This window comes from Microcoleus sp. PH2017_08_TRC_O_A, from assembly GCF_020738665.1.
Lineage (GTDB): Bacteria > Cyanobacteriota > Cyanobacteriia > Cyanobacteriales > Microcoleaceae > Microcoleus.
In genome coordinates, this window is sequence record NZ_JAEQCE010000127.1 from 1 (window position 1) to 11,796 (window position 11,796).

Here is an 11,796-nt window from a genome sequence, read left to right on the forward strand (position 1 = left end):
TTTGGTTTCACGTACTTTGCCATATTAGTATTATGGATCGCCATGTACGCATTGTCCAGTCTTGTCCAATAAATTAATGATTAGAGGCATACCGATCGTACAAAGGTTTAGGGAAAGTTGCTCCCGAACCGTTTAATGTTACCGCAGCTACAGCAGAAGTAATCAAACTTAGCGAAAATGTTGCTACTGCTAGGGTAACGATAAAGCCACGCCGCCAGCCTTTAGTGAAGAAAACCATAACTCCTCGTCCTTAAATAATTAGATAGCAGACTTTGCAAATCTATGACCTAGGATAGACTGAATTTCCCAGTAAAAACAGCTAAAGTAATAAGCTTGTTTTAAATTATGGTTAAGATTAGATTAAGCTTTTTATGATTAAGGAATGGAATCAATAACAATAATCTTTCCTTAATCTCTGGTTAACATTAGGTTAAAAACATTAGGTAAGTAGCGTTAGGGAAGCGATCGAAAGAGGAGCCCTGTTCGATCGCCCTTATTATTTTCTTAACTTTAGGTGTCGATCGCAGTTCAATGTCACAAAATTTGAAATTTCGACCATCCTGGACGCAACTGGCATTCTGATACGGGTTAATTTTGAGGTACGTTGTTGCGCTTGGGCGCTCTTTTCTATATCAAAGAGCGCTGAAGCGCAACTACATACCTTTGGACAATTCCTGACGGGATAGCTACCGTTTGGGGACACCGTGCGTACTTTCCGCGCATTTGCGACTCGATCCCAAACAGCCCGACGGCCATCATAATAAATAAATAACGTTAACAAATCTTAAAAAAAATGGCTAGAGACTTGCGAGGCTTCCTCAAACTGCTAGAAGACAGAGGACAACTGCGCCGGATCAGCGCTTTAGTCGATTCCGACCTCGAAATTGCCGAAATTTCCAATCAAATGCTAGTCAAAGGCGGCCCCGGATTGCTGTTTGAGAACGTCAAAGGGGCAGAATTCCCCGTCGCCATTAACCTGTTGGGCACGGAAGAACGGGTTTGCTGGGCGATGAACATGGAAAAGCCGATCGAACTTGAAGAACTCGGCAAAAAATTAGGTATGCTACAACAGCCCAAACCGCCGAAAAAGATTTCCCAAGCCATAGAATTCGGCAAAGTCCTGTTCGACGTAGTGAAAGCCAAACCAGGCCGCGACTTCTTCCCAGCTTGTCAGCAAGTGGTATTTGAGGGAGAAGGCGTCGATTTGAACAAAATCCCGATGATTCGCCCCTATCCGGGAGATGCGGGCAAAATTATCACCCTCGGTTTGGTAATTACCAAGGATTGCGAAACCGGCACGCCGAATGTGGGCGTTTATCGGTTGCAGTTGCAGTCAAAAAACACGATGACTGTACACTGGTTATCTGTCCGTGGCGGCGCGCGACACTTGCGGAAAGCTGCACAAGCTGGTAAAAAGTTGGAAGTTGCGATCGCCCTGGGAGTCGATCCTTTAATCATCCTCGCAGCAGCAACACCGATTCCTGTAGATTTATCCGAATGGTTATTTGCCGGACTTTACGGCGGTTCCGGCGTAAGTTTAGCGAAGTGCAAAACCGTAGATTTGGAAGTACCCGCAGACTCGGAAATCGTGTTAGAAGGAACGATTACACCGGGGGAAGTGTTACCCGACGGGCCTTTTGGCGACCACATGGGTTATTACGGCGGTGTGGAAGATTCGCCGCTGGTTCGCTTTAACTGCATGACGCACCGCAAAGATCCGATTTATTTAACGACATTTAGCGGGCGGCCACCGAAAGAAGAGGCTATGATGGCGATCGCGCTGAATCGCATTTATACTCCTATTTTGCGGCAGCAAGTATCGGAAATTGTTGATTTCTTCTTACCAATGGAAGCCCTGAGTTATAAAGCTGCAATTATCTCGATCGATAAAGCTTATCCCGGTCAAGCGCGAAGAGCTGCTTTAGCATTTTGGAGTGCATTGCCGCAGTTTACTTACACCAAGTTTGTGATTGTTGTCGATAAAAGTATCAACATTCGCGACCCGCGTCAAGTAGTATGGGCAATTAGTTCTAAAGTCGATCCAGTTCGAGACGTATTTATTTTGCCAAATACGCCGTTTGATACCTTAGATTTTGCCAGTGAAAAGCTTGGTTTGGGAGGCAGAATGGGGATTGATGCTACTACGAAGATGCCGCCAGAAACCGAGCACGAATGGGGTAAACCTTTGGAATCCGATCCGGATATGGCGGCGATGGTTCAGCGGCGTTGGGCTGAGTATGGTTTGGCCGATTTGAATTTGGGTGAGGTCGATCCGAATTTGTTTGGATATGAGATGAGGTAGGGAAACGGCAATGCCGTATCCGGCGCGGGGAGAAGGGGAGAGTGAGAATTTCTCCCTTTTTTTCTGGAATTTGATAAACTGGAATTACACAAAGCGTATATGTCATGCTGAGTAAAACGCCAAGAATTAAAGAGGAGGAGGCATGAGCAAATTAATATGCACGTAATTACCCGCAAACGGCTTAATGAGTTTGCTAAACTTCATCCAGATACACAAAATGCCTTGGTTCAGTGGTACAAACTTGTCAAACAAAATGAATTTGCGACCTTCGTTGAACTCCGCGAACTATTTCCGTCTGCCGATCGAGTAGGGAAATTAACTGTATTCAACCTAGGAGGAAATAAAGTTCGACTCATTGCTGCTATTCATTACAATCGGAACAAAGTCTACATTCGGGCTGTTTAACTCATGCAGAATATGATGAAGAGAGGTGGAAAGAATGATGCAAAATCTTGATATCGATCGAACAATTGCTGCTTGGTCATCTATTGCTAAAACGGTTTTTGTCCCTTGCACGGAAGAAGAATACGAGCATTTAGTCGAGCTTCTAGATAGTCTAATCGATCGAATCGGCGAGGATGAAAGCCATCCCCTTGCTTCGATGATGGACGTTATTAGTGTCTTAATTGAAAACTATGAAGCTGAACATATTCCTGAGTTAGAAGAGGTTGCGTAACCTACTATTTCACATGGACTTATGCACTCCGACAAAGAAACCGGGTTTTTACCGAGTCTTTGCACTGTCGCGAATTAGTCTCGTAAAAACCCGGTTTCTGAGTTCCTATGCGTAAGTTATATTATATTCTAAAGTTTGTGCCACAATTGAGGAAGGATCGATTAATCCCACTGACGAACAAGCCCAAGCCTGTCTGCGCGTCTGCCAGATGTTCTCTAACTACTATAAGGACATTCAACTATTCCGCTTTGACCCAGAAAGTCGCGAAGTTTACATTTTCGTAAGCGACGAATTGCAAATTATGGTCTTCCCATCAGGAAACTGGAGTTTTTTAGATGAAACCTAACTTTAAAGAAATGAGCGTTCCTGAACTCAGGAAATATGTGCTCACACACCGAGAGGATATGGAAGCTATCCGGGCATTATTTCATCATCCGAGTTTGAAATACCAAGAAATGCCTCCTCTAGTGACTGGAGATGGTTTACCCATTGAAGAAAATATTCGCATCGCTGAGGAAGCAATTAAGAAAAGAGTTGAAATCGATCGCGAAAAACAACAACAACGGGAAAAAGCACAGGAGGATCGATTACGCCAAACATTAGAATGGGAAATTGAGGCAAAACTTCGATCGCAAATTGAGTTAGAAGTCGAACAGAAGTTGCAGGAAAACTTAGAAAAAGAAATTGAGGCTCTGATAAGTGCGATCGCAGAATTTTTAGCATCGAGTAGCGGGTTTTCATCAAGATTGGCAGGGTCGATTCCCTGCGGGATAGCTACGCTTCACGCACTTTTGGCAATTCGTGCCGGAATTGAGGATTTTGGAGATTTTGAGGATTTGCGGAATTAAGTGCGATCGACACTTACGCGTTGCGGCAGAGAAACCGGGTTTTTTCTGAGTCTTTGCGCTGCGGCGAATATGCTGGAAAAAACCCGGTTTCTGGGAATGAGGGCGATCGAATAAGTTTATATTAGGTAAGTAATCTTTTTAGGTAATGCTATGTACGCGGTCAAAATTCAAAAAGTTGGAGAGTCTTTAGTCATAACTCTGCCTGAAGAAGTATTGCAACAACTCAAAATCGGTGAGGGAGATAATCTTTTCCTCACAGAAACTCCTGATGGAATTCAACTCACTACCTGCAATCCTCAAATCGATAAAGCAATGAAAGCTTATAGGAAAGTCAGCGAAAAGTATAAAAATGCGCTGCGGGAACTTGCTAAATGAGCGAACCATTTTGGATGGGAGAAGAAATAGCAACAATCATTCATGCAGATCAAATTGCTCAGCATGGGGGTAGTCCGGGAATTAGAGATGACAATCTTCTCTCAGCTAGTTTAGCCAGACCGAGGCATCTATTTGGCTATGGTGAACCGACTTTGTTTGATTTAGCAGCAGCCTATGGCTATGGCTTGACAAAGAATCACCCCTTTATTGACGGAAATAAAAGAACAGCGTTTGCTGTGATGGCAACTTTCCTGGAAGTAAATGGATATTCTCTTGAGGTTCCTGAGATGGAAGTTGTGGGTATAATGGAACGCTTAGCATCTGATGGGGAAACCCAGGATACGTTAGCGAAGTGGTTGGAAGAAAATTCTGTTCAGTCTGTTGATTGAATTATATTGCAAGTTACGGTCTTCCCATAGCGGGTTTTTATAGGGAATACCTGTTCTTTTGGAGACTTCTGTCAGATTCCAACCCTTTTCTTGAGCAAATTCCCGAACTCGCAGCCTAATTCTTCCCATATTCCCGCTGACAAATCAGTTTATTGTTCCAAAATCTCAACCAAATCTTCGATCGCAATATCGAACGCACGGGCCAATTTGTTCAAAGCCGTATAATCGACAGTTGCCAACTTGGGAGAATGGGCATAACTTCTAACGGTACTGTAAGGAATGCCCGATCGCTCAGAAACCTCTTTAAGCGTCCAACCCTTCTCTTCCGCTAGTTCTCGAACCCGCAACCGAATTAACCCCATTTTCCCGCTAATAAATCAGTTTAATATTCCAAAATTTCTACTAAATCCTCGATCGGAATCTCAAATACACGGACTAATTTGTCCAATGCCGTGTAGTCTACAGTTGCCATACCCGGAGAACTGGCATAGGTGGCGATCGTAGTATATGGAATGCCTGTTCTGTTGGAGACTTCCCTGAGAGTCCAACCCCTTTCTTGAGCAAGTTCTCGAACTCGCAGTCTAATTCGTCCCATTTGGCCCTTGACAATTACGAGTAGTCGTAATTGTATGAATATACAGTCAATAGCGATCGCCCTCAGACCTGATAAATCAAGAGCGATCGCCTTTCATTCACCACCCACAAAAGTGGGAAGGATACTCCTATGATACCAAAACAACCGACATATCGCGATCGACTTCAACCTTGGCATCTAATTCGCCACCTCCCCAAGTGTCAGCGGTTAACAGTCGCCCGCTTCGCCCGTCGCCGCGATGCCGAATCTTACCTAAACGCACTGCGCCGCTTAATGCCCGCAGTCCCGCATACAATTGTTTTCGTGAATGCGGTGTCTGTGTTAGATGAAAACAGCGTGCCAATTCCGATGCAATTGCCGATCGAAGTTTAATGCGATCGAACTGATATCTTGCATTTGTTGCCAGATTCCGGTGGGGGTTTAAACCCCCGACGGACTGTTGAAATAAGTGCAAAATGTGCGATCGACAAATTAGTTTACTGTTCCAGAATTTCGACTAAATTGTCGATCGCAAATTCAAACCCACGAGCCATCTTGTCCAAAGCCGTATAATCTACAGTTGCCATACCCTGAGAATTCCCATGAAAAAAGTCAGCATTTGAGATTACTGCACTTAGATGCGCCATAGCCACTCACTTATCAATAAGTTCCCAAAGCCGCGTATCGTAAGTCACCTCTGAATTAAGAAAAACAGGCTTTAACTTGTATTTATATTCTTTTTTAAGCCTCTCTTGGAGTTCCTTACTGGGAAGAAATGCAAACAAATTGCTGTAATTTTTAGGATGCTGAGCAAGCTTAAGTCGATCTCCCCACAGAATTTTCACTTTCGGATCGAGCCGACGGCTCAAAGGAATGAGTTCACCGATCGCAGTATCAGTAATCAACAGCGGAGAATTAGCTTGATTTACGATGCGCGCTATAGGAATAGTGAATTTGCCTTGATCCAGACCTTTATTCCACCAAACTTCTGCTTGAGAACTCAGGGTGCAAGACAGGACTCCAGCCGAAAACACTCCTATTGCAACCAACTGCCAAAACTTCTGCCGCCAGGTATTAACAGTAGAAGAAGTAATTTTCGTTGTCAGCAAATAAGCCACAGCCAACTGCAAACCCAGATAAGTAGGAATTAGATATCGAGCGTAGCCTGAGAGCCGCCGTCCACCTAAAATTAAATCTCCCATCATCAGAGGCACGGATGTAAAAACAATCAAAGCCAAGATGAAAGCGTAAATCGGTTGGGAAGTGTGGCGGCAGATAAAATAAATCGAATATCCCACTAAAATTAATAAAAATACAATCACAGGAATCGCAGGCAGCATCTTTTTGAATGAGCTCATCGCATCAATATTTATATCAAAAAAAATCCTGCTACTATTCCCGATCCACCTTGCCATTAAAGATGTCAACGCTATTTTAGGTTCTGGTTGCAGCAGGCTTGGATTAGCGTGCAGAGGTCGGCAATAAATGATGGTTAAATACCAAATAAAACCTGCAATTAGCGTGACTGCAAAGGCGATAGCATAAGAAAAAGTGGTTTTACTCAATCTCACTTTTTCAATTATAAGTAGATAGATTCCATGTGCTATCAAAACAAGTAAACCATAAAGATGAGTGTAAATGCTGACTACTGTAATTGCTGTATAAATTCCCCATTGCAGGTTAGTTTTAAGTCGCATAGCCCGCAGCAAAACCGCACTGGATAGTAAAGTTAACACAGTCAACAAAGAATAGGGTCGTGCTTCCTGAGCGTACAGCACGTGGATGGGCGAAACCGATATCAATGCCATTGCTACCCATCCCACCATGGGAGACTCAAACAATTCCAGGCAGAGCCAATAAGCGCAGGGAAACTGTAGTAAACTAATCACAGCAGGCAAGCTTCTCATGGCTGTAACGCTAGTTCCAAACAATTTAGCCCAAAATCGCGCTATCAGAAAATAGAGTGGTGGCAGTTGACCTTCTTCTGCTGCTAAACCCTTAATAGTATCGATTTCGTTATTTTTATTATTAATGCTCTGATATTTAAATAAATCTTGGCTAGTGACTGGTGGCCCATTGAATACTTGCTCCTGAACAGATTTCCCTGAGTAGCCAGACACTCGCAAGGAAGTGTAAGTTTCATCAAACCAGTAGAATTTGCGATCGATATTGACAACTCTAAAAAATATGCCCATCACCAACAGCACAAAAAGTAAAAACCGCAGCCCAGTTACAGGTAGTCGCCAATTATTACGATTCATTAAATATCTCCTTGAACAGGACTTAGGCACAGCCCCTACATATAGGGTGAAATAAGGGGCAATCCGCTGTCGTTGACTTACACCTGGCTATGGTGCGTAAGTGCTACTGGAAGCTATTCGCGCATTATTGCATTATCCTAGTCTGCAATAAAAAATCATGCAACCTCTATGGACTAGAGACGCTATGCCAATTGCAGAAAATATTTACATAAGTCAGGAAGCTAGTCGCCCAAAAGCTGAATGAGATAGAGAAAAATTAAAAATTAAATAGTTAACCGAAAAAGTTTTGGTTAAAGAGAGGGAAGGGTGCATCTGGTTTTTGAAGCCTGAAGAAGCATGACCGCATATAAGTTATTAGTTATCATCTCCTATTTTCTGCGGTCATGCTTCGCCCCTACGGATATATTCGCTTGCATTGAGATGCACCCAGAGGGAAGAGGGAAAATGTGTTGATTCTGAATAAAACAATATCAATTTAGTTGAAGAATCGGAGATTGAACAGTTATCTTGAGCAAATTATATAACTTGCAACGGAATTAATTCCAGGTTGCCACCTAAAAATTAGTTTACTGTTCTAATATCTCAACCAAATCCTCGATCGCAATATCGAACACCCGAGCCATTTTGTTTAAAGCCGTATAGTCTACCGTTGCCAGTTTGGGAGAATGAGCATAGCTTCTAACGGTACTGTAAGGAATGCCCGATCGCTCAGAAACTTCTTTCAACGTCCAACCCTTCTCTTGAGCAAATTCTCGAACCCGCAATCGAATTAGACCCATCTTGCACTTGACAAATCAGTTTACCGTTCCAAAACCTCAACCAAGTCTTCCACCATCACATCGAAGACTTCAGCCAGTTTCTGCAAAGCCGTATAGTCCACCGTTGCCATTTTGGGAGCTTGGGCGTATTTTTTAACAGTGCTGTAGGGAATTCCCGTTCTGTCAGAGACTTCTTTGAGCGTCCAACCCTTCTCCTCAGCGAATTCTCGAACTCGCAACCGAATTAATCCCATTTATGCTTGACAGCAGCTATGCTCATAGCTTTAAATAAATAGTTAACAGCGATCGCCCCGTGACCTGAGAAATCTAGAGCGATCGCTTTTCATTCACCACCCACAAAAGTGGGAAGGATTTTCCTATGATACCAAAAGAACCCACATATCGCGATCGACTTCAACCTTGGTGCATAATTCGCCACCTCCCCAAGTGTCAGCGGTTAACAGTCGCCCGTTTCGCCCGCCGCCCCGATGCGGAATCTTATCTTAATGCACTCCGCCGCTTAATGCCCGCTGTCTCCCATACAATTGTGTTTGTGAATGCGCTGTCGGCAAATGAAACCAGCGTGCCAATTCCGATGCAATTGTCGTCGATCGAACGTTAGGACGATCGAACTGATATCTTGCGTTTGTTGGCACATTCCGGCGGACTTTAACGATGAGAGAGGGATTTAAACCCCGGCGGACTGTGGCAATAAATGCAAGATGTGCGATCGCCATAATTGTTCCAAAAAAGTCTTGTTAAACTGTAAATAGACTTGAGTCAAGGAGTCACATCAATGCCATCTCCCTTTCCCGGTATGGATCCGTATTTAGAGCATCCAGAACTCTGGCCTGCCCTACACCACTGGCTAATTATTGAAATTGCCAGATTGTTATCTCCACAACTACGTCCTAAGTATTTAGTGTCTGTAGAAGTGAGAATGTATGAAACCGCTGACGACAATTTATCAATTGGCATTCCTGATGTAAACGTAATTCAGCCAAGAACCACAACCGAATTAATAACATCAAACGTAGCCGTTGCAGAGCCACCAACACAACCCTTAACAGTAAATATTCCCATGCCCTACGAGGTTCGGGAAGGCTATTTAGAAATTAGAGAAAGGGGAAACCAAGAATTAATTACAGTGATTGAAATCCTCTCTCCTAGCAATAAGCGCACAGGCAAAGGACGACAAATGTATGAGGAAAAGCGAGAAGAAATTTTGGGCAGCCGCACTCATTTAATTGAAATAGATTTATTGCGGCGCGGTGAAAAAATGCCAGTTATTGGTAATGACATTGAAAGTCACTATAGCGTTTTGGTGTGTCGGGGAAATCGCCGCCCCAGAGCAGATTTGTACGCTTTTAACGTGCAGAACCCGATGCCAGCTTTTCCTTTGCCACTGCGATCGGGTGATACGGAACCTGTAATCAATTTACAGGAGTTATTCACTGAAATTTACGACGTAGCAAGTTACGATCTCAAGATAGATTATCGTAACTGGGAAGTCATACCAGCGCTGTCAGAGGCTGATACAATTTGGGCTGACGCTTGGTTGCGCGATCGAGGATTGCGATGAATGTCATTGCGAGTCCTTGAATATCATTGCGAGTCCTTGAATGTCATTGCGAGCTCTTAGCGAAGCAATCGCAGAGCCCAAAGATTGCTTCGCTAAGACGCTCGCAATGACAACATATTTTCAAGAACAATGACACCATATTCTAATGACACCATATTCTAAAATTGCTCGATCGCTAAACATCTTGGCTTTGCATCAACCGCTGCTTCAAACGCGCCGGATCTCCCCGATCGACAACCTGGCCTTTTTCCAACAAAAAAGCCCCATCACAATAATTCAACTCATCCAAACGGTGAGTCACCCACAAAGCCGTAATCCCGCGATTTTTCACCAACCGCTGCACCGCCGCCACCAAATCCAACTGAGAATCAGGATCTAACAAAGCCGTAGGTTCATCCAACAGCAAAATTTCGCAATGACGGGCGATCGCCCCAGCCAAAGCAATCCGCTGCTTCTGGCCCCCACTCAAAGCATAAATCGGCCGCCGTTGTAAATCCAGCAAATTCACCGCCTCCAAAGCCTCAGCCACCCTCTGGCGCACCTGAAGATTAGAAAGCCTTTCCTCAACCAAACCAAAAGCCACATCCGCACCCACCGTCGGCATTACCAACTGGTGATCGGGATTTTGGAACACAAAACCCACGCGCCCGCCCAGATCAATTTCGCCCGATTGGGGGTGCAGCAGCCCAGCCATCAGCCTCAGCAGCGTAGATTTGCCGCTACCGTTAGTACCCAAAAGCATCCAAAACTCACCCTTGGGTACATCCAGAGAGCAACCTTGCAAAACTCGATCGCCCGACGGCCAGCAAAAACCCAAATCCCGCACAGCAACCGCTGACTGGCCCATATCGGCGCCCACACCCCCAGCCCTCATTCTGCCAAAGTCATCGAAACAAAACCCGGTGCTCTTCCCGTAGAAGCACTTCCCGATTTCTGAGAAATCACCACCCCAGAAATCTCGCTGCTGAGAACAGCTACCTTTTTCTCAGTATTTTTCTCACAAGTAAGTTCCAAAATTTGCGGTTGGGAGTTACGCATTGCCTCTAAAACCTGCTGGTAAACAGCCTCAGCGTCCTCCACCGATTTCCGCTGCACCGACAGCGAGACGGGCGTGTTCTTCACAATCATGTCAATGCTGAACATATAGTCTTAAAAACCTAAGTTTGGAACTCTACCCTCAGTATATATATAGGACAGGACTTAGGACAGGACTTACGCATCAAGACTCAAAAAACCCGGTTTTTTACTTTTCCGACGGGCTGTAACAAAGTATTGCGGTAAAAAACATCGCTTGCTGTAAGGGCGCTGTCCCCGTGCCGGCAAGGATTCCGGGTTTATTCGAGAACTTAGAGGACTTCCCGAACCAGTCAAGATCCCGAACTTCTTGAAGAAATGCTTGCCATTGTAAAGAATTACCCCTATAATCTTAAATACGGTAAAGAAAAGTAAACTCTGTTCATAATTCAACCCATTTTCTGTTAAGCAGATCAACATTTGGGCAATAATGACTAGAGACAAATCCGTCGTAATTATATCTATTTGGAGATTAGCGTAATGACAATCGCAGTCGGACGCGCCGAGAACGAAAGAGGCATCTTTGATGTACTCGACGACTGGCTCAAGCGCGATCGTTTCGTCTTCGTAGGCTGGTCTGGCATCCTGCTATTCCCCTGCGCTTACATGGCAATCGGTGGCTGGTTAACCGGCACCACCTTCGTTACCTCTTGGTACACCCACGGTTTGGCAAGTTCCTACCTCGAAGGAGCCAACTTCCTCACCGTAGCAGTCTCCACCCCAGCCAACAGCCTCGGACACTCCCTGCTGTTCCTGTGGGGCCCCGAAGCACAGTGGGACTTCACCCGCTGGTTCCAACTCGGTGGCCTGTGGGCATTTGTCGCCCTCCACGGCGCCTTCGCACTGATCGGCTTCTGCCTGCGTCAGATCGAAATCGCCCGTTTAGTCGGCATCCGTCCCTACAACGCCCTCGCATTCACAGGCCCGATCGCCGTGTTTGTGTCGGTGTTCCTGCTC

General features: G+C 44.8%; 18 protein-coding genes and 2 pseudogenes. 10 read left to right on the forward strand and 10 right to left on the reverse strand.

What is annotated here, in order from left to right; genetic code table 11:
* Positions 1-73: 73 nt before the first annotated feature.
* Positions 74-238, reverse strand: coding sequence for a hypothetical protein (locus JGK22_RS30440; protein WP_293314379.1), 165 nt, complete (start codon positions 236-238; stop codon positions 74-76).
* 555 nt (positions 239-793) lie between these two features.
* Here JGK22_RS30440 and JGK22_RS30445 point away from each other — a divergent pair.
* The 6 genes from JGK22_RS30445 (at position 794) to JGK22_RS30470 (ending at position 4,590) form a co-directional block, all read left to right on the forward strand.
* Positions 794-2,302, forward strand: a complete 1,509-nt coding sequence (locus tag JGK22_RS30445; protein WP_293220146.1) for a UbiD family decarboxylase — start codon at positions 794-796, stop codon at positions 2,300-2,302.
* 156 nt (positions 2,303-2,458) lie between these two features.
* Positions 2,459-2,707: a type II toxin-antitoxin system HigB family toxin gene (locus JGK22_RS30450; protein WP_293220149.1), complete on the forward strand. Its 249-nt coding sequence runs from the start codon at positions 2,459-2,461 to the stop codon at positions 2,705-2,707.
* Positions 2,708-2,741: 34 nt separating this feature from the next.
* Positions 2,742-2,978 carry a hypothetical protein gene (locus tag JGK22_RS30455; protein WP_293186071.1) on the forward strand — a complete coding sequence of 79 codons (237 nt, stop codon included), beginning with the start codon at positions 2,742-2,744 and terminating at the stop codon, positions 2,976-2,978.
* Positions 2,979-3,313: 335 nt separating this feature from the next.
* Positions 3,314-3,826, forward strand: coding sequence for a hypothetical protein (locus JGK22_RS30460; protein ID WP_293220152.1), 513 nt, complete (start codon positions 3,314-3,316; stop codon positions 3,824-3,826).
* 150 nt (positions 3,827-3,976) lie between these two features.
* On the forward strand, positions 3,977-4,201 hold the full coding sequence (locus tag JGK22_RS30465) for an AbrB/MazE/SpoVT family DNA-binding domain-containing protein (protein ID WP_293186075.1): 225 nt from the start codon (positions 3,977-3,979) through the stop codon (positions 4,199-4,201).
* Positions 4,198-4,590, forward strand: a complete 393-nt coding sequence (locus JGK22_RS30470) for a type II toxin-antitoxin system death-on-curing family toxin (protein ID WP_293220155.1) — start codon at positions 4,198-4,200, stop codon at positions 4,588-4,590. Before JGK22_RS30465 ends, JGK22_RS30470 begins: the two co-directional genes overlap by 4 nt.
* A 39-nt stretch (positions 4,591-4,629) precedes the next feature.
* Here JGK22_RS30470 and JGK22_RS30475 read toward each other — a convergent pair.
* The 3 genes and pseudogenes from JGK22_RS30475 to JGK22_RS30485 form a co-directional block, all read right to left on the reverse strand.
* Positions 4,630-4,719: pseudogene (locus JGK22_RS30475) on the reverse strand (XRE family transcriptional regulator); the annotation flags it as partial.
* A gap of 20 nt (positions 4,720-4,739) precedes the next feature.
* The gene (locus JGK22_RS30480; RefSeq protein ID WP_293220158.1) at positions 4,740-4,952 is read right to left on the reverse strand and encodes a helix-turn-helix transcriptional regulator; all 213 of its coding nucleotides are present in this window, start codon (positions 4,950-4,952) and stop codon (positions 4,740-4,742) included.
* 20 nt (positions 4,953-4,972) lie between these two features.
* Positions 4,973-5,185, reverse strand: coding sequence for a helix-turn-helix transcriptional regulator (locus JGK22_RS30485; protein WP_293186081.1), 213 nt, complete (start codon positions 5,183-5,185; stop codon positions 4,973-4,975).
* A gap of 129 nt (positions 5,186-5,314) precedes the next feature.
* Here JGK22_RS30485 and JGK22_RS30490 point away from each other — a divergent pair, with 129 nt between their 5' ends.
* Entirely contained in the window at positions 5,315-5,557 is a 243-nt protein-coding gene (locus tag JGK22_RS30490; protein WP_293186082.1) for a hypothetical protein, read from the forward strand.
* A 104-nt stretch (positions 5,558-5,661) separates the two neighbouring features.
* On the opposite strand, the gene JGK22_RS30495 is transcribed toward JGK22_RS30490, so the two are convergent.
* The 4 genes from JGK22_RS30495 to JGK22_RS30510 form a co-directional block, all read right to left on the reverse strand.
* Positions 5,662-5,811: a hypothetical protein gene (locus tag JGK22_RS30495; protein WP_293198011.1), complete on the reverse strand. Its 150-nt coding sequence runs from the start codon at positions 5,809-5,811 to the stop codon at positions 5,662-5,664.
* Positions 5,812-5,817: 6 nt separating this feature from the next.
* Positions 5,818-7,425 carry a glycosyltransferase family 39 protein gene (locus JGK22_RS30500; protein WP_293220161.1) on the reverse strand — a complete coding sequence of 536 codons (1,608 nt, stop codon included), beginning with the start codon at positions 7,423-7,425 and terminating at the stop codon, positions 5,818-5,820.
* 566 nt (positions 7,426-7,991) lie between these two features.
* Complete coding sequence (locus JGK22_RS30505) at positions 7,992-8,204, reverse strand: helix-turn-helix transcriptional regulator (RefSeq protein WP_293186085.1); 213 nt, start codon at positions 8,202-8,204, stop codon at positions 7,992-7,994.
* Positions 8,205-8,224: 20 nt separating this feature from the next.
* A complete protein-coding gene (locus JGK22_RS30510) occupies positions 8,225-8,437 on the reverse strand; it encodes a helix-turn-helix transcriptional regulator (protein WP_293186087.1) in 213 nt (70 codons plus the stop codon).
* A 125-nt stretch (positions 8,438-8,562) separates the two neighbouring features.
* Between JGK22_RS30510 and JGK22_RS30515 the strand changes: the two genes are divergently transcribed.
* Both JGK22_RS30515 and JGK22_RS30520 read left to right on the forward strand, forming a co-directional pair.
* Positions 8,563-8,805: a hypothetical protein gene (locus tag JGK22_RS30515; protein ID WP_293186089.1), complete on the forward strand. Its 243-nt coding sequence runs from the start codon at positions 8,563-8,565 to the stop codon at positions 8,803-8,805.
* Between the two features lie 174 nt (positions 8,806-8,979).
* A complete protein-coding gene (locus JGK22_RS30520; RefSeq protein ID WP_293208332.1) occupies positions 8,980-9,765 on the forward strand; it encodes a DUF4058 family protein in 786 nt (261 codons plus the stop codon).
* 175 nt (positions 9,766-9,940) lie between these two features.
* Here the strand turns inward: JGK22_RS30520 and JGK22_RS30525 are convergent, their stop codons facing one another.
* Positions 9,941-10,639 (reverse strand): ABC transporter ATP-binding protein, encoded by a 699-nt coding sequence (locus JGK22_RS30525; protein WP_293157252.1) that lies wholly within the window; start codon positions 10,637-10,639, stop codon positions 9,941-9,943.
* Entirely contained in the window at positions 10,636-10,908 is a 273-nt protein-coding gene (locus JGK22_RS30530; RefSeq protein ID WP_293157255.1) for a hypothetical protein, read from the reverse strand. The genes JGK22_RS30525 and JGK22_RS30530 overlap by 4 nt, the downstream gene beginning before the upstream one ends.
* Positions 10,909-11,319: 411 nt before the next feature.
* Between JGK22_RS30530 and JGK22_RS30535 the strand changes: the two are divergent.
* A pseudogene (locus JGK22_RS30535) lies at positions 11,320-11,796 on the forward strand (photosystem II D2 protein (photosystem q(a) protein)); the annotation flags it as partial.